The sequence below is a fragment of the Ruegeria sp. ANG10 genome, from assembly GCF_040705255.1.
Lineage (GTDB): Bacteria > Pseudomonadota > Alphaproteobacteria > Rhodobacterales > Rhodobacteraceae > Ruegeria.
Genome location: NZ_JBFCVU010000001.1, coordinates 274,179 through 298,273, shown reverse-complemented (window position 1 = coordinate 298,273; position 24,095 = coordinate 274,179). Strand labels below are relative to the sequence as shown.

The window sequence follows — 24,095 nt, the reverse complement described above, 5'->3', positions numbered from 1 at the left end:
ATGCTCTCCGCCACAATTAAAGACGCTTAGGCGAACGCTTCCGGTTCAAGTTCTTCCCAAAAATCGAATATGGCGTTGGCGTTCAAACCCGAGCGCCAGCCGTGAGCTCGGAAGTGTTCCCGGTCCAAGTCATTATCAAGCCCGGCCATGAACAAGCGTTTATCCGCATCTCTCTGCGTTGGGTTTCGTCGCGAAACCAGCTCCTCAACAATGGACAATTTCCGCGAGCGCTCAGCGCGTTCAACCGTTCGGGCTGCATAGGCCTGCTCCTCCTGTGCTTTTTCGGCGTCTCGAATTCGGGCGGCTTCAATGGCCTCGGGACTGGGTTCTGCGGGTGTTTCCTTTTCAGGCGGTTGAAAATCATCGCGCAGAGCCGCAGACAAATATCCAACCGTTGATTTTACACCGCCCTGCCCGCTTACGTAGTCCAATTTTTGCTGCACGTATTCTTCGCCATGTTCGGCAATCCATTGGCGCGCCAACCGGTCGGACACCCCCTGCTTGCGCAGCGTCTTATAAACTTTCAGATTCCGAACACCGTCGCTGTCATCAATTTCGAACATCGCCTTCTGTGGATTGCCTTTGATCCGAAACCGGATATCCGTAACTGTGCGGCCTTTTTTCTGAAACTCTGGCTCTATCAGTATGTCCGAACTTTTGTTTACCTCAGCCACGGCGGGTTTGATGATCTTGGCATTGAGATGTTTGAAGCTGCCGTAATAGTCGCTACCGTCTACCCCCATGAGTTTACGGAACACGTCCAGCGCCCACCAGCCCGTAGAACCGGTTCTGACAAACCTATAACAATTCTCATACAGCGCCAGGCCATGCCCAGAGCTAAAGTTCCTTTGGATCTGCACATTGATCAGGGCATAGATTTTCGGATCGTAAAGCTTTTGGGCCAATGCCGGGGAATAGGCGTATTCACAAACCCCGTTCTTCAACTTGGCAAAGCTGAGCAATGAGGACACGCCCCATTCTTGTCGGCCCTGCTCATCCAACATATCCCATTCCGCGACGGTCTCGGCCAGCGCTCGCAAACTCGCCCGCAGCGTATCGAAGTCGTTTGAATTATAGCCGACCATCATCGCAAGTGTCCGCGCGTCAATGGTATGTGTCTGCGCCGAGGTCAGTGCGTCATACGCGTTCAACAACAGGACATTCGAGAGCTTACGCTGCAACAGAGTAAGCTTGCCGCTGATGTGAATTGCGGCGACGTTTTTCTTGACCGTCTCCCGGCGCAATGCACCAGAGAGCTGATCCATATCCAATTGTGTATCCGGCATGATTCTGCCTGGCTGCTCGTTTTGGTATTTCTTGCACAAAAAGTACCCATGGATCAATTCTATTTGGGTACCCAAATACAGGAAAGGGGGAATCCTGTATCTGGGTACCTGACCTGAAAATCCCCGCAGTTATCCACAGAACCGAAGCGGGGGTCGCCCAATTAGCGGGTTTAACATGTACTGCGACCCGGCGAAAAATGAAAATTTAGGGTCTAATCCGGTCGAAATTTCAGTGTCCTGCGAATCGGCTCCCTTCTTCCTGAAACTCGGCACCCAGCAACCTGTAGACGGGTACCTTTGATACCGAAATCGGGTCCCCTTCATACCGTAAACAGGCACTGAAGTGAGTTTAGAATATTGGTTTTAATAATTATTTTCTTGGTAAAGATTCTAAAACTTCTAAAATAAATAAACTCTTTGTTGGCCCTGGTGTTGTCTTTTTTACTGGTTTCGTCACGAAACCCACTCAAGGTGGCGTATTCTGTGGAAAACTCTTACTCAGAGGATAGCGTCGTTCGAAAATGTTCGCTATGTTAGGCAATATACGCCGCTAAGGCGAACATTATCCGAGGCATCGACAGTGAATAAATCTAACCAACCTCCTCTGCCGCCCTATTTGAATCTGGATCCAGAGCTAGCAGCGCAAAAGTTGCCTGATCCTATCGGAACTTCTCGATTCGCCAAAGCGGCCACATTCTGCGCAAAAGGGCGCGAAGACCTGGCGCGACGTGGGTATGCTCCGGACGGCGAAAAAAGACTGCGTAGATTTTCCATCTGGGAGATCACCAAATACCTGATCCCCGTCGCTCCAGCGCATCTGCGCCGGGTTCTCAAGGCCAATCCCGAACTGCCACAGGGCGAAGGCGAGGCTGGCTCCAAATGGTTTACGTTGGAGGAAGTATTGACCCTCCGACAACACTTTGCAGCCGAGGGTGTCAGCACTAAGGAATACTTGCCCTACCGACCAGATGGCCTTCCTGCAAAGGTTGTTGCTGTGGCCAATTTCAAAGGCGGTGTTGGTAAAACATCAACAGCTGCGCATCTGGCAATGTCAGCTGCACTGGATGGATACAAAGTATTGGTTATCGATCTGGACAGTCAGGGCTCGATGACCTCAATTCTGGGTGGAAGTGTTGCAGATGAATGGCAAACGGTTTTTCCGCTTGTCGCTAAGGATTACGCGCGTGCCGTGCAAGAGGAAAACCGGGTGCGCAACGCGGCTGGGCAGCCAGAAATCCCCCTGGATGAAACGCTGCAAGAGGCGCTCAATACCCTGCCCCGCGATGTTATCCAGAAAACGCATTGGCCCAATATCGACCTGATCGGTGCCCAGTTGAACCTGTATTGGGCCGAGTTTCAGATACCTGTTTGGCGCATGGGTTTGCGCAGTTGGCCGCTTTGGGATGGTTTGACCAACTTTCTGCAGGATGAAGGAGTGTTGAACGATTACGACATTGTTTTCCTCGATACGCCTCCTGCACTTGGGTACCTAACGATCAACGCGCTGGCTGCGGCCGACATTTTGCTTGTGCCGCTGGGAGCCTCGTTCCTTGAATTTGATTCAACGGGCCGGTTCTTTGACATGCTCTATACGACTTTTGCCAGCATCGAGGACGGTGAAAACGCGGCGCAAAGGGCGGCTGGTTTGCCCGAGCTCAAGTTTGAATGGGACGTGGTCAGGGCCATAATCACCCGGTTTGATGCCAGCCAGCAAACCGATATGGCAAATGTCATTCAGGCCTATTTCGGGGATTTCATGAATGCATACCGTCAGGACTATACCGCTCTGGTCGGTCAGGCGGGTGAGCAGGTCAACGGGATCTATGAAGCGGATTACAGGGACTTCAATCGCGATACGTATGTACGAGGTCGGGAAACATTCGACCGGACCTACGCAGAATTCAAACAGGTCTTGATTGGCTGCTGGTGGCGCGACGCTCAGATGGAAGGAAACGCAGATGGCTAAACGCAGAAGACTGACCGCTCCGGACACGTCAGAATTGGAACAGCTTGAGGCTGGTTTCGCCGCGAAACCGTCGATCAGCCCGTTTGAAACCAAATCATCGACGCCTCCGATTGCACAGGTTGCGGCTGAGGCGGCAACGCTCAACGGCATGGCAGCCGTGACGGATCGACTTGCCCTGGCGCAGGATCAAGGCGATGCGGCCCGATGGCGCGATGCGCAGGATGCCGGGCTGGTGGCGGAAATGCTGTCGCTGAATCAAATTGATGCCGATTTCATTCGTCGCGACCGGATGGTTGAAGATGAAGAAGCCATGGCGGAACTTCTGGAGTCGTTGCGCGTTCACGGGTTGCGCACACCGATTGAGGTCACGCGCGACGGCGAAGGTTACGGGTTGATTTCTGGCTTCCGGCGATTGAATGCATTCCGGCGCCTGGCCGAGACCGATCCGCGGTTTTCCGAAATCCCAGCCTTTGTCCGAGAGGCCGGTTCGGGGCAGGGCGCCTATGTCTCAATGGTCGAGGAAAACGAACTCAGAGCAAACCTCAGCCCATATGAACGTGGACGCATCGCCGTTTTGGCCGCAGGGCAGGGGGTTTTTGCATCGACAGAAGCCGCTGTTGACATTTTGTTTGCGGCTGCGTCCAAGGCAAAACGATCCAAGGTTCGTAGTTTTGCGGTGGTGCATGAAGCACTCGGAGATTTGTTGCAGCACCCGATCGCCTTGTCCGAAAAAGCCGGTTTGAAACTGGCGACCGCATTGCGGGAGGGGGCGCAACCCCAATTGCGTCAGGCTTTGGCCGAGGTAGGCGAGTTGGACCAAAAATCGGAATGGGCGTTGCTGGAAGCCGCCCTAAGGACGTCACCTGCCCCTGTGAAAGACAAGGCGAGGGGAGGGCGTCCACAACAGGTTCAGCGCCTGGCTCCGGTAGCGTTGGCCGGAGGCGGCGACATTCTGGCCGAAGTGTCCGCAGGCGAATTGCGCCTTCGTATTCGTGGAATGGATATCCCTGCCGAAGACGCGCAGAACATCGTTGAAAGGTTGGCCGATTACCTGCGTGAGTTTCGCGGCGAAACATAAAGCAGAAAGTTGAGATAGGGCCGCATACTAAGACCAGCTATGTGGTGCGCAAAATGACTTATTTTTGCGCACCAATAGGGCCGAGCGTCTGGCACCTTAGGAAGCTGGGGTTCCACGTAATGTGCCAACGGTTGTGAGGGTCATGCCGTACCCGTATGAAACGGAAACTTGGTTCTCAGGACGTCAAACGGGACGGGTTCGGAATGGCTGACCGCCGTTCGATCAGCTGACCGTCAAGCCGTTCGGCGCTGGGTCTTTCCTGATCCGAAATCCAGCGTGCGAGGGCGACGGCGGCTTTCTCGCCCATTTGAGACACCGGCAAATGCACTGTGGTGATGGCAGGTACTGCGACAGCAGAACTGGGCAGATCGTCGACCCCAACCAGAGAGATCTCATCGGGCACGCGGACACCCTCGGCCTGAAGACCGAACAAAACCCCCAAGGCAACGACATCTGAAAGGCACAAAATGGCCTCCGGTTTTTGAGCCTGCCCGCAGATGCGTTTGGCACTTTCCGCGCCGCCACGAAGGCTGATCTGGGTCTCGTAGCAGGTTAGCTCTCCGTCCCAGGGCAGGGCGTGCAGCCCGGAAAGACGTGCACGTGTTCGGTCATTGTCATGCACCGGACCGTGTACAACAGCTATGTGACGATGCCCAAGGTCGGCAAGATGCTGCAAGGCAAGCTGAGCCACCGCTTCGTTGTCATACCCGATGGTCGGCAGAGGGTTTGTTGCGTCAAAAAAGGATGTGATGATCGTCGGCAGCGTTGTCCTGTCGATCAGGTCGTGCAGCGCGCCACTGTGAGTGGCACCGGTGATGATCAAACCTTCGGCCCCGATATCAACAAGGCTTTGCGCTTTGTCGGCTTCGATTTCGAGGTCCGAGTCTGTTGTCGCCACAACAAGGGACAATTGGTGCGCAGAAAGCTCACGCTCTAGCGCGGCAAGGAACCGGGCAAAGATCGCATTGTCCAGCGTTGGCACCAATGCCCCGACAAATCGGGTGCGGCCGGAATTGATCGCCCGTGCAGCGGCGCTGGGTACGAATTTCAACGCGTCAATGGCAGCCTGGACTTTCTCAAGCGTGTCTTTCTTCACCACGCCCGGTTCATTGAGAACCCGTGACACCGTTGCAACCGATACGCCCGCAGCTTTGGCCACGTCTCTGAGATTTGAGCGTTTTTTGGGTTCAGGGCTTTTGGGCTTCACCGTTTTCTGGGTCCGTTTCTGCGGTCGTTTAAGAAAGTGTTGACATATGTAACTAGTTTCAGCAACCTTTGTAACTAGTTACATTTTGGGTTTCTGGCTGCATCATGAACGGATCTTCAGTCCTACATACGTTCTCGAATACGGGGTTTGACGGCCCCGGTCGGCGGTTTCCGGGCTTTCCGAAACTCTCAGACGCGCGGACGCATATCCTGGCCCCGCGTGAGGCCATTCAGCTGAAGATGTCTGCTGGGGATTTGCTGTCGATAGAAGGGGTTGGCCCGGCGCAACCTCTGGATTTGACGGCCTTTGACGAGGTAGGGCAACCAATGCTGGCAACCTTGGGGTTGACGGCAAACGGACAGATCGCGGTGGCCGATTTTGACAGTGCCCGGTTTTCAGGATGGATCGCCATGCAGGGCGGGGCGGAACCGGTTCCGGGTCACAGGTTAGATCAAGTGACCGATCCAGTGATTCTGCGCGCCGACACATCCGTTACGGTCTGGGTGATCCGCCCTAATGAACGTGCGGGGTTGATCGAAGGTGCTGGGGCCGGATGCGTTACGGTTCAACACAAATCATCCACTGCGCAAGCCCTGCATCTGCCACCTTTGCTGGGTGATACTCGCGATGAATTCACCGTACCGCGGGGTCGGGCGATTGCCTATGAACTGAAGGCCGGAGAGTTTGTTCAGATCATCGACGTCGAAGGCCAGCAATGTTCAGATTTCATGGCGCTGCGCGCTGATGGGCTGGATCGGGGTGACGAGTGGATGATCGACTCGACCGCCACCCGTTCGATGGTGCGGCGCGCATTTCCGGGGCCGGGGTTGCTGGACAAGTTCTATGATCGCGAGATGCGTCCGCTGTTGAATGTCATACAGGACACCTGCGGGCGGCACGACACGTTCGGGCTGGCCTGCACAGCACGCGGGTATGAGGAGCGGGGCTTTCCCGGCCATCTGAATTGTTCTGACAACATGTCGAATGCTTTGGCCCCTTATGGCGTAGCACGGCGTGCGGCTTGGCCGGCCATCAATTTCTTTTGGAACACATGGATCGATCCGGCGACTCATCACATCCAGACCGAAGAATCCCATTCTCGTCCTGGGGACTATGTCGCGATGCGCGCGATCGAGGATCTGGTCTGTGTCTCGACCGCCTGCCCGGATGACATTGACCCGATCAATGGCTGGAACCCGACGGATGTGCATGTGCGCATATATCGCCCCGAAACACCGATCCGCCGGGCGGTGGCCTATCGTGAAAAGGAAGATGCCCCGATGTCGATCAGTCAGGAATCCGCATTTCACGACCGGCTCGCCCCGCTGACCCAGCATTTCGCGCCGGCGCGTGATCTGTGGGCGCCGGTCAGCTATCCCGCCCATGGCACGTTGGGAGAATATTGGGCCTGTCGTCAGGCGGTAACGGTTCAGGATATGAGTGGGTTGCGCAAATTCGACATCATCGGCCCGGATGCCGAGACGCTGTTGCAGCTGGCGACCACGCGCAACGTGGCCAAGTTGCCGGTGTGGCGCGGGTCTTACACCTTGATGTGTGACGAAAGCGGGGCCGTGATTGATGACGGCACATTATTCCGCCTCGCGCCCGAGATTTTTCGCTGGTGCTGTGGCTCGGAAGAAAGCGGGCGCGTTTTGCAGACGCTGGCGGATGAACGCGGTTTGCAAGTGCGCGTGCATGCATTGCGCGGTGCGATGCCGAACCTGGCAATCCAGGGTCCGAAATCGCGCGACCTGTTGCGCAAAATTGCCTTTACACAGCCGCATGTGCCCGGGCTGGATCACCTGAAATGGTTTGGTGTCACCGTAGCGCGATTGCGCGACCGTGAGGGCGCACCGTTCATGCTGTCGCGCTCAGGCTATACCGGAGAACTGGGGTATGAGCTCTTCTGCTCCAAATCCGATGCCGTCGCCATCTGGGACGCGGTGATGGAGGCGGGTGAGGAATTCGGGATCACGCCAATGGGATCAGCCGCGTTGGACGTTATCCGGATCGAAGCCGGTCTGGCCGCCGCCAACGCCGAATTCGCGCCAGGCGTCGATGCGTTCGAGGCCGGGTTGGGTTTCGCCGTCGACCTGACCAAATCCGAATTCACTGGAAAGGCTGCGCTGGAACGCAATGCGCGCGAACCGCGCCGGGTACTAAAGGGGTTGCTGATTGGCTGCGATGATGTGCCCGCCCATGGTGCCCCTGTCTTTGCAGGTGAGCGGCAGGTGGGCGTGGTCACTTCGGCCACACGATCACCGATGCTGGAACACGCCATCGCGATGGTTCGGCTGTCGGTCGAACACGCAGAAAACGGCACCGAACTTGAGATCGGACAGCTTGATGGGCGGATGAAGCGCCTGTGTGCCACCGTCTCGGACATTCCATTCATAGACCCGCAACGCAAGCGGGCGCGCGCCTGATGGCGCATGCAACTCAACGCAACGGGAGAAGACATATGAAGAACCTTACATTCACGGCAACCTTGACCATGATCTTGGGCGCAACAACGGCAATGGCGCAGGAAAAGGTCATGGTGGGTGAACCCAGCTGGCCCGGTGCCAAAATCATGAGCCGGGTGATCGGTCAGGTCATCGAAACCCGCCTGGGCGGCGAGGTCGGTTATGCCCCCGGCGCTAACGCGGTGATCTTTGCCGCGATGGATGGTGGGCGGGGTGATATCGACGTACACCCGGACGTCTGGCTGCCGAACCAGTCTTCGTTCACTGATGAGTACGTTGATCAGAAGGGTACTGTTGGACTGTCTTCGGGCAGCTACGAAGGCCGCGCCGGGATTTGCGTGCCGAACTACATGGTCGAAGATCACAATATCAAATCCATCTACGATCTGGCCACGCCGATGGCGCAGGAATTGTTCGATTCAGACGGTGACGGCCTGGGTGAGGTTTGGGTCGGCGCGTCCGGCTGGGCGTCGACCAACACGTTCAAGGTGCGGGTGCGGGACTACGGCATCGAAACCTTCCTGACACCCACCACCGAAGACGAAACCGTGTTTTATTCGCGTCTGAAGGATCAGATCGACCAGCAGAAAGGGGCCGCGTTTTACTGCTATGCGCCGCATTATGTGCATGCCCTCTATGACGTGACCATTCTGGAAGAGCCCGAGCATGACGCGGCCACCTATAAGATGGTGCAGCCGGATCAGGATGCCGATTGGTACAACAAATCCCATGTCAGCACCGGCGAGCCGGTTAAAACCGTGACCGTGGCGCATTCCAAGTCTTTGGAACAGCGCAATCCGGCAGCGGCGTCGTTCTTGGCCAATATCGACATGGATGCGGCCCAGCTTAGTGGTTTGACCTATGAGGTCGTGGTCAAGGGCCGCGAGATTGACGAGGTCGTAGCCGAATGGGTCGATGGTAATGGTGATACCATTGATGGCTGGCTTGGTCTGAAAACCAACTGAAGCCGGTGCGCCCCCGGTGTTTCGGGGGCGCCTTTCAACACTCTCAACAGCGGTGGGGCCAGTATGACAGCGGATATCGCAATTGACGCAAAAGGCGTGTGGAAGGTTTTCGGCGCGCGCTCGCAGGAGGCTTTGAAAGCCATCCACAGCGACGGGCTGAGCAAGGCTGAAGTGCTGGAGCGATTTAACTGTGTTGTCGGTGTGGCCGATGCCAGTTTCGAGATTGAGCGTGGGGAGCTGTTCTGCGTCATGGGCCTGTCGGGGTCTGGCAAATCCACCCTCGTGCGCCATGTGAACCGGCTGCTCGAACCGACGGACGGCCATATCTATCTGGATGGTGACGATGTGATGGGTCTGAATGAGGAAGGTCTGCGCGACTTGCGCAATCGCCGCGTTGCCATGGTGTTTCAAAACTTCGGCCTGATGCCGCACCGCACCGTGCGTGACAACGTGGCGATGCCGCTGGAAATTCGGGGCACTGGCAAGGCCCGCCGCTGGGAAGAGGCGGACCGAGTTTTGGAACTGGTCGAGCTTAACGGCTGGGAAGACAAATACGCGCATGAACTGTCGGGTGGCATGCAGCAGCGTGTGGGCCTTGCCCGCGCCATTGCAGCCGATCCGGAAATCCTGTTGATGGATGAGCCATTCTCGGCCCTTGACCCGCTGATCCGCAAGCAGTTGCAGGATCAGTTCATGGACCTCAGCCACAAGCTGAATAAAACGACGATGTTCATCACCCACGATCTGGACGAGGCCATTCGCATCGGCCACCGCATCGCGATTATGAAAGACGGGCGTATCGTGCAGATTGGTACGCCGGAAGAGATCATTCTCAACCCCGCAGACGATTATGTTGCTGACTTTGTGGCCGGTATATCCAAGCTCAACATGATCTTCGCCCATTCGGTGATGAAACCGGTAGATGAATTCGAGGCCCATCATGGCGAGGTGCCGGAGGATGCAAAAGAAGCGCATCCCGAGATGGATCTGTCCGACCTGATGAACCTTTGTGTCGACGGCCACGGTGTCGTCGCGGTCACGCAGGATGGCAACACGGTCGGGGTGATCAACCGCGCGGGTCTGATCCGCGCCATTCAGGACAGCCAGGCATAAGGGGACCGATATGAAACATGTTGATGTGCAACAGATCCAACCGGAAACCGCTGATCGGCTGAACGGGCTGATCGCCGATTTCGTGGGGCAGGGGCAGGAATACTACCAGAAAACCTTTGCCTATATGATGCAGGCGCCCGGTTATCGGTTCACGCTGAACAAGGCCGCGGCGATCCTGGGACCGATCTGGTTTGGCGCGCGTGGGCTATGGTCTTGGTTTCTGGGCTTTCTGGTGCTGGAAACACTGGCCTATATCCAGATCGGGCTGGGGCTGTTTGGTGACCTTGGTCGCGAGTTCCGTGAACGCGCTGCTCAGATCGAACAGACGTTAGAGCTGCGCCGCCAGCAGATTTCGGCCGCCGAACAATCCGGCTCCGCCACGTTGGAGTCGTTGAAACGTGCGGCGGAATCGCTTGAGGGCGCGTTGATCGGGGCCCAAGAGGCCGCGCGCGGTGCGGATTCCACCGGTGTCACTTATCTTGTGGTGGGGATCGTCCTGTTACTGGCGGTCAAGTTTCTGGCAGCGTCGCTGGCCAACTGGACGCTTGAGGGACAATTCGCGCGGTGGCGCTCGGACACAAGTGTCGCAAATGGCTGGTCGACCCCCCGGATGGTTGTGGCCGCGGCATTGACGGGCATTGTCGTTGTGCTGTCGATGATCAAATTCGCGCAGCCTGACGCTTTGGCGGTGCTGAAGACTTTCCCGACCAATCGCGACTGGCGGTTGAATGTTGGCGACGGGGTGCAGGCGGTTTTTGAGTGGACCAAGACCGCAGGGCGCGGCTTCTTTGACGGGCTGACCTATGGCATGCGCACCCTGCTGGACTGGATTGAGGTGGTGCTTGTCGATACGCCGTGGCCGGTGGTAGCTCTGGTGATCGTCATGCTGGCCTACCTGTCCGCCGGTGCGCGCGTGGCAATCTTTACCGGCGCGGCGCTCGCCTATCTTGGGCTTCTGGATTTCTGGGAAAAGGCCATGACCACAATCGCGTTGCTAGGTGCGGCAGCGCTGATTTCGATCACTTTGGGTATCCCGCTGGGCATTTATTGCGCCCGCCGTCCACGTGCCTTTGCCATCGTGCGGCCTATTCTGGATTTCATGCAGTCGATGCCATCCTTTGTCTATCTGATCCCTGTGGTGGCTTTCATCGGATCAGGCAAACCGGCAGGGGTTGTGGCCACGATGATTTTCGGCAGCCCCCCGGTGATCCGCTTCACCGTTCTGGGTTTGCAGCAAGTGCCGGAAACGGTGCGTGAGGCTGCGCTCGCCTTTGGGGCCACGCCGCGTTACCTGCTGTGGCGGGTGGACCTGCCATTGGCGCACAAGACCATCATGGCAGGCGTGAACCAGACCATTCTGATGTCGCTGGCCATGGTGGTTGTTGCCTCACTGATTGGCGCCAAGGGTCTGGGTGAGGACGTGCTGGAAGCTTTACAGTATGCGGCGGCAGGTCAGGGTATTCTGGCCGGTCTGGCGATCCTGTTTTGTGCGCTGATCCTGGATCGGATCGTGGCCGGTAAGAAGTAGAGATTGAGCAGGATCCAAAGCGATCTGGCCGGGGACTGACCCCGGCCAACGCTTCCCGTTTACGACCAACGTTCGATCAGGCGAATGGCCCAGACCAGAACGATGCCATAGATCACATGCCCAACCAGCGCGACCCATGTGATACCCGTGAAGTTCAAGAAGAACGGCAAACCGGCGATGGTCGTGATACCGCCAATGGCAAATACCCAAAGCCCAAAACCGTAGACTGCTGATCCCACAAAGATGTGGCGGCCTTTGAACAGTGTCGTCCAGATCGGGTTGAAGACGTAGAGCCAGCCAATCGGATAACCAATCAGGCCAACCAGATAAAAGTGAACGAAGTACCCGGCGAAATCGCCGTTGGGCAGACCCAGAGTTCCCAGCAGGCTGCGTGCAAGCCCATGCGGAGACAAATTGGCAAACCCCAATGCCGGGCTGATCAGCTGCCCCCACAGGTCAAACGCATTGGACGCGAAGAAACCTGAAATGAACATCATACCCAAGAGCGGGATGTTGAATCGTGGGAACAGACCCGTCGAAGACTGCGCAGTTTCTGACATCGCCATGGGATGACCTTTCATGCCGTTTGCGTTGCTTTGTCTTCCTTAAATTGTGAAGCAGCGGCTGAATTCAACGGATTGAAAGAGCTTTCACGCACAGGTGACAAAGCGAAGAATTTTGAAACAAACCTGTGGGGATGGCCAGCTATCCGCGGCGTGCGGCTCGCCTCAGCAGCGGGATTTCAAAACGTCCACGACCGCATCAAAGGCCTGTACATCCTGTTCGGCGCGGGCGGTCAAAAGCGCGCCTTCAAGTAAAGCCAAGGTGGCGCGGGCCTCAGCCGCTGGATTTGTCACGCCCGTGATCGACTTGTCTTGCAAGCCCAACTCAAAGATCGCTTCGATCTGTTTGATCACCATGGCACGGAAGGCTTTGATCTTTTCAATCACTTCGTCCGACAGGCTTTCCAGACTGCTGATCAGCGAAACGCACAGGCACAAGGTTTTGCCATCGTTGAGGGCATTTCGGTAAAGCCCGATCAATGCCAGCAATCGTTGCGACGCGGTGTCATGGGCGGCCTCGGCTTTGCGGCATTCGGCCTCAAAGGTCGAGTGATAGCGATCCATCAATGCAGCGGACAGGGCAGCCTTGGTGGGAAAGTGATAGTGGATCGAAGCCTTGCGAATACCCACCGCATCAGCCAGGTCGGCATAGCTGAACCCATCGAACCCGCGCGCGCGGGCGGCGTGTTCGGCAACATCCAGCAAGGCGGTTTTGGTATCGGTCGCCATCTGTGTTCAATCCCTTCCCGAGCTAATCAAAGGCAGCGGTGTTCCCCCTGCCTTTGACACCCTCAAAGCAGTACCGGCCCGGCCCCTAAAAGGCCAGAGGGATCGCGTTTCATGTGCTAGACCGCCGGAGCTTTGGCAAAAGGCAAATGCCCGGTTTTCATCCAGACTTTTGCGCCCTGGGAACCCGCGATGGCTGAAAGGGCCTGGCCTTCGGGCAGGCGTAACCAGCCATCTTTGGTCAGGTCATCGCCGCCAGTGGTGATGGACCCGTCAATGACCAAAAGTTCGATGCCGCCAACGGCGTCAGAGTTGAGAACCGCGCCCGGATCAAGATGAATATAGGTGACGATCTCACGGTCATCCTTGTGCAGGGTGGCGGTCGCAACACCATTTACCGGGGCGGCCAGTTCATCCGCCATGGTCTTGCGGAACTGGGTGCGGTCGTCCAGATCGAACTGCCATAACTTGACGAAGATGGTGCAGCCGGATTCCGATCCGGGCGTATGCGCCGAAGTCGGAGGATTGCGCACATAGGTTCCAGCGGGGAAGTCGCCGTGTTCGTCCTGAAATACACCATCGAGAACGATGAACTCTTCACCGCCAGTGTGGGTATGAGCCGAAAACTTGCTGCCCGGCGCGTACCGCACGATGGTGGTGGCGCGGGCAACTTCGCCGCCGATCCGGTCTAGCATGCGCCGGTCCACACCTTTCATCGGCGAGGCCTGCCACTCAAGCTGATCAGAGTGAACGACGACGCGGGACGAGAAATCCGAGTTGAGTTCCATTGATAGTTTTCCTTTCGACTTCAGTGGCAGGGGCCGGTTCAGGCCGCGATGGACGGGCGCGCCGCCATTTTTGCACGCCATGCCTTTAGATGGGTCAGGTTTTCCGGGATGTCGACCTTGGCGAAGTCGGCAAAGGCCAACCCGGCGAAGGCCGTGATGTCTGCCATCGAGAAAGTGTCGCCAGCAAGATATTCATTCTCGGCCAGAACTGAATCCAGATAAGCCATGGCTTGCCCGGCCACCTCTTTCTGTTTCAAGCCCCATTCAGCACATTGATAGGTTTCAAGATCCGGTCCAAGGCCGGGGGTGGCGTGGTGGAAATATGTGCCGACTGCGTTCAGCAGACCGTTTTCCGCCCGCAGGTTCATCATCGAGATTTGTGCGCGTTCCTTGGCTGTTTCCCCAGTCAGCGATGGGCCGTCGAATGTCGCATCAATATATTCGGTGATCGCGTTGCACTGCGCGATATGTGTGCCATCGGGCAGCTCCAGGCAGGGAACTGCGGCGTCAGGGTTTTTAGCTTTGAATTCAGGGGTGCGGTGCTCGCCGCCCATCACGTCCACCGGGATGAACTCAACTTTGTCCGATGCGCCCTTTTCGGCCAGAGCTATGCGGATGCGGGTTGGGTTTGGGAACCCTTCGATATCATGGATTTTCATAAGTGCGATTCCTTTGGAAGTGTTATCAATGAGAGCATACCTATCAGTAGGTAGGTATTTTTGCAACCTTGATTTAACCCCCACCTCTTGCGGCTAGAAATGCTCTAAAGCGTTGGGGTCTAAGCCCCGCGTAACTGTTTCACCAGAAAGTCGATCAACGCACGAATCCGCGCGGTCAGGTGGCGGTTTTGCGGATAGGCTGCGTAGAGTCCCAGCGATATTGCCTCTTGTGCTTCAAACAGCAATTGCAGACGGCCCGTGTCCAAAAAGGGTTGTGCCGTGTACAAGGGAATCCGGCCTATCCCTAGCCCGTCCGCTGCCATATGCGCCACAGCGCGTGGGGAATTTGCGCGAAAGTTTCCGGATACAGAAACCGCGTATTCTCCGTCCGGTCCTTTGAAAGCCCAATTGTCGATCATGTTGCCGGTGGTCTGTAGTAGACAATTGTGGCTGGACAGGGCGGCGGGCTCTTGTGGCGTCCCGTGTTGCGCCAGATATTCGGGCGACACACAGCAGACGATCCGCATATCCGTCAGCTTGCGCGCCACAAGGTTGGAATCCTTCAGCGTGCCAAAGCGAATGGCAAGGTCGTACCCTTCTTCGACCATTGAAACGTGATGGTCAGACAGGTGCAATTCGATTGTGACTTTCGGATGTTCGGTTTGGAATGGTTTAAACAGATGTATCAGTTCGGCCGAGCCAAACCCGGTTGGCGCGGTGATCCGTATACGCCCCGCCAATTCGGTCTGGCGTTGCTGGACCAGACCTTCCAATTCATCAAACTGGTCCAGCAGGGATAGGCAACGCTCGTAATAGGACCGTCCGGTATCGGTCAGGGTAACACTGCGGGTGGTGCGGTTGAACAGTTGGGCGTTTAGGCGGTCCTCAAGCTGGCCGACATATTTGCTGGCCAGTTTAGTGCTGATGCCGATTTGTTTTGCACCTTCGGTAAACGAAGAATGTGCCGCCACCGCCGCAAAGGTGCGCATGCCTTGGATCGTGTCCATTGTCTACACAACGTTCATAGTAATTCTATAAATGCGTATATTATCGCCTCTGATAAAGCAATCTAAGTTTGGCGCGTAGATGCTGACCTTCAGCCGAACCCCTTCAATCAGAGAAAGAGCTATCAGATGTCCAACGCAATCCGAATTCACAGCTTCCCCCTGTCCGGCCATGCCCATCGTGCCGTCCTGTTTGCCAGCATTGCCGGTATCAATCACGACGTCATCGATGTGGACCTGGCTGGTGGTGAGCATAAGCGCGAGCCGTTTTTGGCGATGAACCCCGCGGGGCAGGTGCCGGTGCTTGAAGATGGTGATGCGGTCATCACCGACAGCAACGCCATTCTGGTCTATCTGGCGCGCAAATATGCACCATCCTATCTGCCTGCGGACCCAGTGCATGAGGCCGAAGTGCAGAAGTTTCTGACCCTCGCAGCTGGTGAGATCGCCTTTGGCCCTGCCGCTGCGCGTTTGATCAATGTTTTCAATGCGCCATTGGACAAGGACTTTACCCACGCCACCGCGGCAAAGGTTCTTGCCAAGCTGGATGCGCATCTTGAAGGCCGCGACTGGCTGGTTGGGGATGCCCCAACAATCGCGGATGTCGCCATCTACAGCTACACCGCGCATGCGCCTGAAGGTGACGTTTCGCTTGAACCTTACGCAAACGTGCGCCGCCTTCTGGCCAATGTCGAGGCGCTGGACGGCTTTATCCCGATGCCTCGCACCGCGGTTGGTCTGAACGCGGCCTGATCCACCCCTTGGCCAGCTGCGCATTTGTGGCTGGTCAACCCGCCCCTGACATATGAGGTCTGCCATGAACGCCCCGACCGCATCAGATACATCGCCTTTCCACGCAGGTGAACGGGATATGCAATCCCGCATTGGTAAACGGGAAAAGATGGAGGCTGTTGGCCGGAACTACATCCGCCCCTACATGCCCGATCAGCATCGAGAGTTCTTTGGCAAACTGCCTTTTCTTGTCGTGGGCAGCGTCGATCCCGACGGTTGGCCCTGGGCGTCGATGATCTCGGGTCGGCCGGGGTTTATCCATTCACCGCATGACCGTCGGCTTGATGTTGACGTCCAGCCTCTGCCAGACGACCCGCTGCGTATGGCGCTGAAGCTCGGCGCGCCCATCGGTGTCGTCGGGGTCGAACTTTCTACCCGGCGTCGTAACCGTATGAATGCCACCGTGGGTCGGATAGAAAACAGCGGTTTCTCTCTGGATGTGGTGCAGTCTTTCGGAAATTGTCCGCAGTACATCCAGACCCATGATGTTACCTTTGTCCGAGAGCCAGACGCCAACATCACCCGCCCTGTCGATCGGTTGCTTGAGCTGGACCAAAAAGCCCGGGACATGATCGCGACGGCGAATTCGTTTTATGTCGCCAGCCACGCCAACACCCCCGACCATACAGGCGTCGATGTTTCGCATCGGGGCGGACGGTCAGGGTTTGTTCGGGTTGAGGGCAACAGCCTGCTGGTTCCTGATTTTGCAGGCAATAACTTCTTCAACACGCTGGGCAACTTTCTGGTGAACCCGCGGGCGGGTCTGCTTTTCCCGGATTATCAGACCGGCGATGTGCTGATGCTGACTGGGACGGTTGAGGTGCTGTCAGAAGACCATCCCGATATCGCGGGCTTCCATGGTGCAAGCCGGGGTTGGTGGTTTCATCTGGACCACGGTCTGCGCCTTCATGACGCGCTGCCGTTTCGGGCTGAATTTCTGAAGTTTTCGCCCAACAGCCTGATGGCGGATGATTGGCAAACTGCCGAGGCCAGGAAAGAGGCCGAAGCGCTGCGCCGTCAGTGGCGAACGCTGCGGGTGGCTGCGGTTAAGGATGAAAGCGACGTGATCCGGTCTTTCACCTTCGAGGCCACGGATGACTTGCCTCTGTTGCCGTTTGAAGCAGGTCAGTTTCTGACACTACGTATTAGCCCTGATGGCGCGGGGCCGGTAACGCGGACCTACACGGTATCCTCGGCGCCCGGCGATGCGGGGTACCGGATTTCCGTCAAGCGCGAACCGGGTGGCGTGATGTCAAACAATTTGCACGAAACACTGTCGGTTGGCGATCTGGTCGAAGCCAAAGCCCCGAAAGGTCAGTTCTTTCTGGATGCGTCTGAATCCCGGCCTGCTGTGTTGTTTGCGGGCGGGGTCGGCATCACGCCGATGATGTCAATGACCCGCCATGTGATGCACGAAGGCGCGCGGACCCGCCACACGCGCAACCTGACCATATTCCACGCCGCCCAAACCGTGGCGCAGCGCGCCTTTCACACCGAATTGCATCAGGCGGCGGCCAACAGCAGCGGCAAGATCCGCTATGTCTCGGTTGTTTCACAGCCCGAGGAAGGTACGCTCGAGGGGGTGGATTTTGACACCAAGGGTTACGTCACACCCGAGCTGATCCAAGATACGCTGCCTCTGGATGACTATGATTTCTTTCTGTGTGGCCCGGCGCCTTTCATGCAAGCGATCTATGACATGCTGCGCGATCTCGGCGTTCGGGATGGCCGGATTTTTGCCGAAGCCTTTGGCCCTGCCGCATTGACGCGGCGCGCTGACGGGATCGCCACCGCATTCCAGCCCGAGCCTGAGGCCGAGGCAGCCAATGTGGAATTCAAAGCCAGCAATCAAAAGGTGCCTTGGGCGCAAGGCGACCCGACCCTGTTGGAAGTGGCCGAGGCGCAGGGATTAACACCATCTTTCTCATGCCGATCTGGATCATGCGGCAGCTGTCTAACCCGCAAGATCGCCGGTCAAGTTGCCTATCGCACCGAACCATCAGCTGAACATTCAGAAGACGAGGTGCTGATCTGTTGCGCCGTGCCCGCCAAGGGGTCGGACACGGTTGTGCTGGATCTCTGAGGTGAAAGGTTTTCGGGACATTGTCCTATGCGCCGGGTAAAAAGGTCTGATGACACCCGCGATCATTTAAGGAAACCCTATGACTGATGCTACACTCAGAACCACATCGGGCAATGGCCGGATCTATGACAGTGTCCTCGACACCATCGGAAATACCCCGACGATCCGCATCAACAACCTGGGGCCCGAGACCGTCAACCTGTTCGTGAAATTCGAGGCGTTCAACCCCGCCGGATCGGTCAAGGATCGTCTTGCCGTCAATATCATCGAGGCCGCACAACGCAGCGGTGCCCTGAAACCTGGCCAGACAGTTGTCGAAGCCACCAGCGGCAATACCGGTATCGGTCTGGCGATGGTCTGCGCGCAAAAGGGTTATCCGCTGGTTGTGACCATGGCCGAGAGCTTTTCGACCGAGCGGCGGCGCTTGATGCGCATGCTGGGGGCAAAGGTTGTTCTGACGCCAAAGGCGGAAAAAGGCTTTGGCATGTACCGCAAGGCTGTTGAATTGGCCCAGGAACACGGCTGGTTTCTGGCGCGTCAGTTCGAAACCCAGGCCAATGCCGAGATCCACGCCGCAACAACCGCGCGGGAAATTCTGGGTGACTTCAATGGCGACAGGCTGGACTATTTCGTGACCGGCTATGGCACCGGCGGCACGGTCACCGGGGTGTCGCGTGTTTTGCGCGCCGAGAGTCCTGAGACCAAAATCATCCTGACCGAACCGGCCAACGCGCAGTTGGTGGGCAGCGGCGTCGCGACTGAGCGTGGCAAGGACAGCGACCCCGTCTCAAGTCACCCCGCGTTCGAGCCGCATGTCATTCAGGGCTGGACGCCGGACTTTATCCCCGCGGTTTTGCAGGAATCCATCGACAACAGCTATTTTGATGAGCTGATCCCGGTGGCTGGTCCGACAGGGGTTGAATGGGCGCAGAAGTTGGCCAGCCAAGAGGGTATCCTGACCGGCATATCCGGTGGCGCGACCTTTGCCGTCGCAATGCAGATTGCCGAACAGGCCGAACCCGGCGCGTCGGTCCTGTGCATGTTACCCGACACGGGTGAGCGGTATCTGAGCACGCCCCTATTCGACGGGTTCCCGGTTGAGATGACAGAAGAAGAGACTGCGATCTCGCGCTCGACACCCGGATATCACATCGGCTGACGATAAAGGGTTTCTTGCCTAATACCCCCCGTAACTGCAATGATATCGGCAAGTTACGGGGGAGCGCAGATGCGAAAAGGTCTATTGCCGCTGAAAGTCGCAATCGTGATGGCTGTGGCCAGCATCGGTGTTTTTACCCTGGATGCCCGGGCCCAAGAAACGACCAGCCCCGTTGCACAGGGTCAAAGTTTGGTTGATGTGAAATCGATCATGGACCGTCGCTGTGTCGTCTGCCACAGCTGCTATGACGCGCCTTGCCAGTTGAAGCTCACCTCGCCCGCAGGCGTTCAGCGCGGGGCAAGCAAGCAGGCCGTCTATCATACCGAGCGTTTAAGCGATGCCCAACCCACGCGGCTGGGGGTTGATGCGCAAACGGTCCCTGAATGGCGGGCCCTGGGGTTTCATACGGTAACCCGTGATCCGAATGAGGCCGAATCTCCGGGTCTGTTGGATCGGTATCTTGAGCTGGGGCGACAGAATCCGATGCCGGCAAACGCGCCGCTTCCGAGCGAGCTTGGTCTGGCGCTGGATCGCCCTCTGGTTTGTCCGACATCCGGTGAATTTGATCAGTTCAGCCGCGATCATGCGCTTGCGGGCATGCCCTATGGCACAGCGCCGCTGGCGGATGCTGAATATCAGGCCCTTATGGCTTGGGCGCGCAGCGGCACGGCGCTGCCATCTGTTGCAACCGACATTCCCGCAGAAATTCAGGACCAGATCACGCAATGGGAGGCTTTCCTAAATTCAAACGACCCGCGCAGCCAGTTAATGAGCCGGTATCTGTACGAACACCTGTTTCTGGCACGCCTCAATTTTCAGGGCGACGATGCGCGGCGGTTCTTCCAACTTGTCCGTTCAACCACCGCGCCGGGTGAAGCCATAAACATTATTGCCACGCGGCGGCCGTTCGATGATCCGGGGGCGGGGGTGTTTTACTATCGGTTGCAGCAGGTCACCGAAACGATCGTCCACAAGGAACATCTGGTCTATTCGATGGGACCAGATCGCATGGCGCGCTATCGACAATTGTTTTTGGACCCCGATTGGACCCTTACAGAGCTACCCCCCTATGGCGATGCCGAGGGCGGCAATCCGTTCAGCACCTACATGCAGATGCCCGCCAAAAGCCGCTATCAGTTTTTGTTGGATGATGCGCTGTTTTTTGTCCGCAGCTTCATCCGTGGCCCTGTCTGTCACGGAGCGACCGCAGTTGATGTGATCGAAGACCGGTTCTGGGTCAGCTTCCTTGACCCGGATGCGGATTTGTCAGTCACGGACCCCAGCTTTTTGCAAGACGGGGCCGTCTATCTGGAGTTGCCCGTGTCTGAGGCCGACGCCGGTGCATTGGGCGCGTTGCCGGGGTTTTCGCACAAGAACCAGGTTCGGTATCTCGAGTTTCGGGACGCACGGTACAAGCAGGCCCCGATATACGAGACGGGGTTTGACTATGGCTCGATCTGGGACGGTGACGGCTCTAATCCCAACGCTCTGATCACCGTGTTCCGCCATTTCGACAACGCCTCGGCCATGACCGGATTTCACGGAGGCATTCCCGAAACCGCGTGGGTTCTGGATTTTCCAGTGTTCGAACGTATCTACTATGACCTTGTGGCGGGCTATGATGTTTTCGGCCGGGTTGAGCATCAGCTGACCACACGGCTTTATATGAACGAGCTGCGGATGGAGAGTGAGGATACCTTCCTGTTTTTCATGCCACGGGATGTCCGGTCGCAGATGCATCAAGGCTGGTATCAGGGCGTGTTGGCGGAATGGCTTACCTATTGGCACCGTCGCCACGTTGATGGGCATTTCCCCACCGGCATCACCTTTGCAACCACCACACCCAAGCAAGAGTTTCTCTTGACCCTTCTGGAACGTGGCAACGGCCTGTGGCCCACCACCGACCCGATCAACCGGTGTGCCGAAGGCGGGTGCCCCGCGGATCAGTCAGGCATTTTGCTGCGCGATCTGGCAGATCAGACCGGAGATTGGGTGAAGTATCTGCCCGACCTGTCCGTTCTTGTGGTCGAGCAAGATGGCGGTGCGACAGAGTTGTTCACCCTGGCCCATGACAAGGCGCATTCCAACGTCGCCTTTTTGTTTGAAGAAAAGGCGCGCCGACTCCCTGCCGAGGACAAGGTGACAATACTACCGGGTCTGATCGGCAGTTATCCGAACTTTTATTTTCATGTCGGGCAGGACCAAATGGCCCCCTTTATCAGCGCGTTGAAATCCGTCAGGTCGCAGAGCGATTACATGGTTTTGGTGGCAGAATACGGCGTGCGCCGGACAAGCCCTGAATTCTGGGCGCTCAGCGATCGGATTTACGAGATGTTCCTGGATCAGAAGCCAATACAGGCAGGGGTGTTTGACCTGAACAGGTACAAAGACCCGAAGGCGGGGGATGATCCGACCTAAGCTTGTCGGATTGCGATCCGGCCCCTAGATTTGAGACATGTGGTCTTTTGCAGATATCCGGCCGGCCTATACCCGGGCCGAACGTATCAGCGATGGGGTTGTACACGTACTGGGCGTGGCCGCAGCCTTTGTTGCCGTGCCGGTTCTGATCACAATCACCGCCCAACACCGGTCCGAGCCCGAGGCGGTACTGGGAGTTTCGATATATGGCGTGACGCTGGTGTTGATGCTGACGTTTTCCGCCCTCTACAACATGGTCGACAATGACAGATGGTCCGATCTACTGCGCCGACTGGATCATTCGGGTATCTACGTCAAGATCGCCGGCACCTACACGCCGTTCGTTTTGCTTTCGGGCGGGCAGGCTTGGGGGCTTTTGATTGGCTTATGGTCGTCGGCGACGCTGGGATCGACATTGAAATTGATCGATCCAAACCGGTTTCGGTGGTTTGGTCTGGGCCTGTATCTGATGATGGGATGGGCCATCATCTGGGCCGGACAATCCATGCTGGCCGAGCTGTCGCCGACAATAGTGTGGCTGATGATGGCGGGCGGTGTCGTTTATACCGTCGGCGTTGCATTCTATCTTTCGGAACACCTACCGTTTCACAACACCATCTGGCACGTGTTTGTCCTGACCGGCAGCGCGCTATTTTTCACCGCGATTTCGGTTCGAATTCTATTGGAACCCCACCCGTTTTCCTAACGGTGGCGTCGGTTAACGGGGCTCAAACCTGATCGGTACAGAAAAGCGAAAGCTGTCGCCCTGCAACCCCTTGGGTGCTTTCGGTACGCGCTTTGTACGGGCCACAGCGCTAAGCGCGGCCTGATCCAGTGCCGAATTGCCCGAGGATTTCAACAGTTTATGCGACAGCAGACGCCCGTCGCGCGAAACGGTCAGGGTGATCGTGGCGCTGCCGCCATCCGTGCGGCGCAGCGATTGCTTGTTGCGCTCGATGCGGGCGCGGACTTTTGCACCCCAAAACACCTTGAGCTTTGCTTGCTTTCCAGAGGACCCAGCGTTCACATTCGCCGATCCCGCCCCGGCCTGCGATCCGTCACCTGAACCTGCGGCCACCTGTTTGTTGATACCGGCGGCGGTTACCTTGGCTTTTTGACCGTTCTGCGTCGACGTCTTGTCTGGCTGTTGAGCTTCACGCTCGGCCCTTTCCGTCGGCGCGACAACTGGTGGCGGCTGTGCCGTGTCCACCTGCGGTAGCTTCTCTGGTTTTGGCAGGGCAAGTGCGATTGTCATTTGCGCCCTTGGGGCCTGATCGACTTTCAAGATCGGTCCGGCGGGGACGGTTGGGGTTTGCGGCACTTGCACGGTCGGCATCTGTTGAGTGGGCGTGATGGGCGCAGCCTCCCACGTTTTTACCATCTCGGTCACCGAGGGGGCTGCGGCTTTTATCGTGGCCAAATCCGCACCACCAACACCGCCCGCAACAACACCGGGCTTTGACTGGCTGGCAAAGGCGGCCAGATGCAAGGCGGCGGCCAGAGCGACAAATACCAAGGCTTCGACCCAGCGTTTCATTTTCGGGCCACCACAAGTTCAATCTGGTTCAGTCCCGCTTGTGCAAGATCACGCAGCAGCCCAGACATCACTTTGGCCTCAAGCCGCGCATCGGCGCGAACCTGGACGACGCTGTTGGTTTCGCTGATCGTTGCCAAGGCGACCAGCGCCGCGTTTCCTTCTGCCCCTTCGAAGGACATGCGGCCGGTTTTGTCGACATAAAGCACCCGCTCGACCTTGGGGTCGGTGTCGGATGTCGATTGCGGCGGGGCAACTTCGAACGGCTCGGGTTTGATCAGGTTCGCCGTCATCAGGAAAAAGATCAGCAGTAGAAACACGACATTGATCATTGGCAGGATGGATGCAGGGCGCGGTTTGCCGGATGGGTCCGAGAAATTCATCGCGCTATTCCACCAAAACGACCGAAATAAACCCGGCGTCACGCAGGATTTCGGTGACAGTCACGATCCGCTGCAACGTCGCGCCATCTCTGCCGCGCAAGATCACTAAATCCGTAGGGGCCTGCATCAGCGGCGCAAGATCGCGGGCAATATCCGCGCTGGCGATGCCGTTCAGCAGCTCTTGGTCCGGCAGGACGTCAATCAGGCGCGGCGGTCCGCTATATTCCTGGCCCGCAGAGGCCAGCGGCAGCGGCAAGATGGACTCGGTCCCGAAGCGGGACGCCAACATGAAGAACACCAAAAGCAGGAACACCACGTCGATCATCGGCGTGAGGTTGGGCTTGCGTCTGGGTTTTGCAGCTGGGACGAATTGCATCA

The 24,095-nt window shown here is 57.2% G+C and carries 21 protein-coding genes; 11 read left to right on the top strand and 10 right to left on the bottom strand.

Annotation, left to right across the window (positions count from 1 at the left end):
* Nucleotides 1-26: 26 nt before the first annotated feature.
* A complete protein-coding gene (locus tag AB1A64_RS01445; RefSeq protein ID WP_366549765.1) occupies nucleotides 27-1,286 on the bottom strand; it encodes a replication initiation protein in 1,260 nt (419 codons plus the stop codon).
* A gap of 580 nt (nucleotides 1,287-1,866) precedes the next feature.
* Here AB1A64_RS01445 and AB1A64_RS01440 point away from each other — a divergent pair.
* Nucleotides 1,867-3,252: an AAA family ATPase gene (locus AB1A64_RS01440; protein WP_366549764.1), complete on the top strand. Its 1,386-nt coding sequence runs from the start codon at nucleotides 1,867-1,869 to the stop codon at nucleotides 3,250-3,252.
* Nucleotides 3,245-4,330, top strand: coding sequence for a ParB/RepB/Spo0J family partition protein (locus tag AB1A64_RS01435; RefSeq protein WP_366549763.1), 1,086 nt, complete (start codon nucleotides 3,245-3,247; stop codon nucleotides 4,328-4,330). Before AB1A64_RS01440 ends, AB1A64_RS01435 begins: the two co-directional genes overlap by 8 nt.
* A 175-nt stretch (nucleotides 4,331-4,505) precedes the next feature.
* On the opposite strand, the gene AB1A64_RS01430 is transcribed toward AB1A64_RS01435, so the two are convergent.
* Nucleotides 4,506-5,489: a LacI family DNA-binding transcriptional regulator gene (locus AB1A64_RS01430; RefSeq protein WP_366549762.1), complete on the bottom strand. Its 984-nt coding sequence runs from the start codon at nucleotides 5,487-5,489 to the stop codon at nucleotides 4,506-4,508.
* A 152-nt stretch (nucleotides 5,490-5,641) separates the two neighbouring features.
* Between AB1A64_RS01430 and AB1A64_RS01425 the strand changes: the two genes are divergently transcribed.
* The 4 genes from AB1A64_RS01425 (at nucleotide 5,642) to AB1A64_RS01410 (ending at nucleotide 11,608) form a co-directional block, all read left to right on the top strand.
* Nucleotides 5,642-7,963, top strand: coding sequence for a DUF1989 domain-containing protein (locus tag AB1A64_RS01425; RefSeq protein WP_366549761.1), 2,322 nt, complete (start codon nucleotides 5,642-5,644; stop codon nucleotides 7,961-7,963).
* Nucleotides 7,964-7,998: 35 nt separating this feature from the next.
* The gene (locus tag AB1A64_RS01420) at nucleotides 7,999-8,967 is read left to right on the top strand and encodes a glycine betaine ABC transporter substrate-binding protein (protein WP_366549760.1); all 969 of its coding nucleotides are present in this window, start codon (nucleotides 7,999-8,001) and stop codon (nucleotides 8,965-8,967) included.
* Between the two features lie 63 nt (nucleotides 8,968-9,030).
* Nucleotides 9,031-10,080 (top strand): glycine betaine/L-proline ABC transporter ATP-binding protein, encoded by a 1,050-nt coding sequence (locus AB1A64_RS01415; protein ID WP_170516296.1) that lies wholly within the window; start codon nucleotides 9,031-9,033, stop codon nucleotides 10,078-10,080.
* Between the two features lie 10 nt (nucleotides 10,081-10,090).
* A complete protein-coding gene (locus AB1A64_RS01410; RefSeq protein WP_366549759.1) occupies nucleotides 10,091-11,608 on the top strand; it encodes an ABC transporter permease subunit in 1,518 nt (505 codons plus the stop codon).
* Between the two features lie 59 nt (nucleotides 11,609-11,667).
* Here AB1A64_RS01410 and AB1A64_RS01405 read toward each other — a convergent pair whose 3' ends face one another.
* The 5 genes from AB1A64_RS01405 to AB1A64_RS01385 all read right to left on the bottom strand — a co-directional run bounded on the left by AB1A64_RS01405 (nucleotide 11,668) and on the right by AB1A64_RS01385 (nucleotide 15,351).
* Complete coding sequence (locus tag AB1A64_RS01405) at nucleotides 11,668-12,174, bottom strand: hypothetical protein (RefSeq protein WP_366549758.1); 507 nt, start codon at nucleotides 12,172-12,174, stop codon at nucleotides 11,668-11,670.
* Between the two features lie 162 nt (nucleotides 12,175-12,336).
* On the bottom strand, nucleotides 12,337-12,900 hold the full coding sequence (locus AB1A64_RS01400; protein WP_366549757.1) for a TetR/AcrR family transcriptional regulator: 564 nt from the start codon (nucleotides 12,898-12,900) through the stop codon (nucleotides 12,337-12,339).
* A gap of 116 nt (nucleotides 12,901-13,016) precedes the next feature.
* Nucleotides 13,017-13,685 (bottom strand): cupin domain-containing protein, encoded by a 669-nt coding sequence (locus tag AB1A64_RS01395; RefSeq protein WP_366549756.1) that lies wholly within the window; start codon nucleotides 13,683-13,685, stop codon nucleotides 13,017-13,019.
* A 38-nt stretch (nucleotides 13,686-13,723) separates the two neighbouring features.
* Nucleotides 13,724-14,344 (bottom strand): glutathione S-transferase, encoded by a 621-nt coding sequence (locus AB1A64_RS01390; RefSeq protein WP_366549755.1) that lies wholly within the window; start codon nucleotides 14,342-14,344, stop codon nucleotides 13,724-13,726.
* 119 nt (nucleotides 14,345-14,463) lie between these two features.
* Nucleotides 14,464-15,351, bottom strand: a complete 888-nt coding sequence (locus AB1A64_RS01385; protein ID WP_366549754.1) for a LysR family transcriptional regulator — start codon at nucleotides 15,349-15,351, stop codon at nucleotides 14,464-14,466.
* 126 nt (nucleotides 15,352-15,477) lie between these two features.
* On the opposite strand from AB1A64_RS01385, the gene AB1A64_RS01380 reads away from it, so the two are divergent.
* From AB1A64_RS01380 to AB1A64_RS01360, 5 genes are all read left to right on the top strand, one after another.
* Complete coding sequence (locus AB1A64_RS01380) at nucleotides 15,478-16,101, top strand: glutathione S-transferase (protein WP_366549753.1); 624 nt, start codon at nucleotides 15,478-15,480, stop codon at nucleotides 16,099-16,101.
* Nucleotides 16,102-16,165: 64 nt separating this feature from the next.
* Nucleotides 16,166-18,223 carry a pyridoxamine 5'-phosphate oxidase family protein gene (locus AB1A64_RS01375; RefSeq protein ID WP_366549752.1) on the top strand — a complete coding sequence of 686 codons (2,058 nt, stop codon included), beginning with the start codon at nucleotides 16,166-16,168 and terminating at the stop codon, nucleotides 18,221-18,223.
* A gap of 79 nt (nucleotides 18,224-18,302) precedes the next feature.
* Nucleotides 18,303-19,382 (top strand): pyridoxal-phosphate dependent enzyme, encoded by a 1,080-nt coding sequence (locus AB1A64_RS01370; protein ID WP_366549751.1) that lies wholly within the window; start codon nucleotides 18,303-18,305, stop codon nucleotides 19,380-19,382.
* A 69-nt stretch (nucleotides 19,383-19,451) separates the two neighbouring features.
* Entirely contained in the window at nucleotides 19,452-21,800 is a 2,349-nt protein-coding gene (locus AB1A64_RS01365) for a fatty acid cis/trans isomerase (protein ID WP_366549750.1), read from the top strand.
* 37 nt (nucleotides 21,801-21,837) lie between these two features.
* Nucleotides 21,838-22,506 carry a hemolysin III family protein gene (locus tag AB1A64_RS01360; protein ID WP_366549749.1) on the top strand — a complete coding sequence of 223 codons (669 nt, stop codon included), beginning with the start codon at nucleotides 21,838-21,840 and terminating at the stop codon, nucleotides 22,504-22,506.
* Nucleotides 22,507-22,518: 12 nt separating this feature from the next.
* Here the strand turns inward: AB1A64_RS01360 and AB1A64_RS01355 are convergent, their stop codons facing one another.
* The 3 genes from AB1A64_RS01355 to AB1A64_RS01345 are packed head-to-tail and all read right to left on the bottom strand — an operon-like array spanning nucleotide 22,519 to nucleotide 24,093.
* Entirely contained in the window at nucleotides 22,519-23,337 is an 819-nt protein-coding gene (locus AB1A64_RS01355; RefSeq protein WP_366549748.1) for a TonB family protein, read from the bottom strand.
* Nucleotides 23,334-23,717, bottom strand: a complete 384-nt coding sequence (locus tag AB1A64_RS01350; protein ID WP_366549747.1) for a biopolymer transporter ExbD — start codon at nucleotides 23,715-23,717, stop codon at nucleotides 23,334-23,336. Before AB1A64_RS01350 ends, AB1A64_RS01355 begins: the two co-directional genes overlap by 4 nt.
* 4 nt (nucleotides 23,718-23,721) lie before the next feature.
* Nucleotides 23,722-24,093, bottom strand: coding sequence for a biopolymer transporter ExbD (locus tag AB1A64_RS01345; RefSeq protein ID WP_366549746.1), 372 nt, complete (start codon nucleotides 24,091-24,093; stop codon nucleotides 23,722-23,724).
* Nucleotides 24,094-24,095: the final 2 nt, after the last annotated feature.

What these genes read in the sequence shown, in the direction of transcription:
- AB1A64_RS01405 (WP_366549758.1), bottom strand. Translation starts at nt 12,174, where the DNA reads ATGGCGATGTCAGAAACTGCGCAGTCTTCGACGGGTCTGTTCCCACGA.
- AB1A64_RS01380 (WP_366549753.1), top strand. Translation starts at nt 15,478, where the DNA reads ATGTCCAACGCAATCCGAATTCACAGCTTCCCCCTGTCCGGCCATGCC.
- AB1A64_RS01445 (WP_366549765.1), bottom strand. Translation starts at nt 1,286, where the DNA reads ATGCCGGATACACAATTGGATATGGATCAGCTCTCTGGTGCATTGCGC.
- AB1A64_RS01415 (WP_170516296.1), top strand. Translation starts at nt 9,031, where the DNA reads ATGACAGCGGATATCGCAATTGACGCAAAAGGCGTGTGGAAGGTTTTC.
- AB1A64_RS01370 (WP_366549751.1), top strand. Translation starts at nt 18,303, where the DNA reads ATGACTGATGCTACACTCAGAACCACATCGGGCAATGGCCGGATCTAT.
- AB1A64_RS01375 (WP_366549752.1), top strand. Translation starts at nt 16,166, where the DNA reads ATGAACGCCCCGACCGCATCAGATACATCGCCTTTCCACGCAGGTGAA.
- AB1A64_RS01420 (WP_366549760.1), top strand. Translation starts at nt 7,999, where the DNA reads ATGAAGAACCTTACATTCACGGCAACCTTGACCATGATCTTGGGCGCA.
- AB1A64_RS01355 (WP_366549748.1), bottom strand. Translation starts at nt 23,337, where the DNA reads ATGAAACGCTGGGTCGAAGCCTTGGTATTTGTCGCTCTGGCCGCCGCC.
- AB1A64_RS01410 (WP_366549759.1), top strand. Translation starts at nt 10,091, where the DNA reads ATGAAACATGTTGATGTGCAACAGATCCAACCGGAAACCGCTGATCGG.
- AB1A64_RS01345 (WP_366549746.1), bottom strand. Translation starts at nt 24,093, where the DNA reads ATGCAATTCGTCCCAGCTGCAAAACCCAGACGCAAGCCCAACCTCACG.
- AB1A64_RS01400 (WP_366549757.1), bottom strand. Translation starts at nt 12,900, where the DNA reads ATGGCGACCGATACCAAAACCGCCTTGCTGGATGTTGCCGAACACGCC.
- AB1A64_RS01425 (WP_366549761.1), top strand. Translation starts at nt 5,642, where the DNA reads ATGAACGGATCTTCAGTCCTACATACGTTCTCGAATACGGGGTTTGAC.
- AB1A64_RS01390 (WP_366549755.1), bottom strand. Translation starts at nt 14,344, where the DNA reads ATGAAAATCCATGATATCGAAGGGTTCCCAAACCCAACCCGCATCCGC.
- AB1A64_RS01395 (WP_366549756.1), bottom strand. Translation starts at nt 13,685, where the DNA reads ATGGAACTCAACTCGGATTTCTCGTCCCGCGTCGTCGTTCACTCTGAT.
- AB1A64_RS01435 (WP_366549763.1), top strand. Translation starts at nt 3,245, where the DNA reads ATGGCTAAACGCAGAAGACTGACCGCTCCGGACACGTCAGAATTGGAA.
- AB1A64_RS01360 (WP_366549749.1), top strand. Translation starts at nt 21,838, where the DNA reads ATGTGGTCTTTTGCAGATATCCGGCCGGCCTATACCCGGGCCGAACGT.
- AB1A64_RS01365 (WP_366549750.1), top strand. Translation starts at nt 19,452, where the DNA reads ATGCGAAAAGGTCTATTGCCGCTGAAAGTCGCAATCGTGATGGCTGTG.
- AB1A64_RS01350 (WP_366549747.1), bottom strand. Translation starts at nt 23,717, where the DNA reads ATGAATTTCTCGGACCCATCCGGCAAACCGCGCCCTGCATCCATCCTG.
- AB1A64_RS01385 (WP_366549754.1), bottom strand. Translation starts at nt 15,351, where the DNA reads ATGGACACGATCCAAGGCATGCGCACCTTTGCGGCGGTGGCGGCACAT.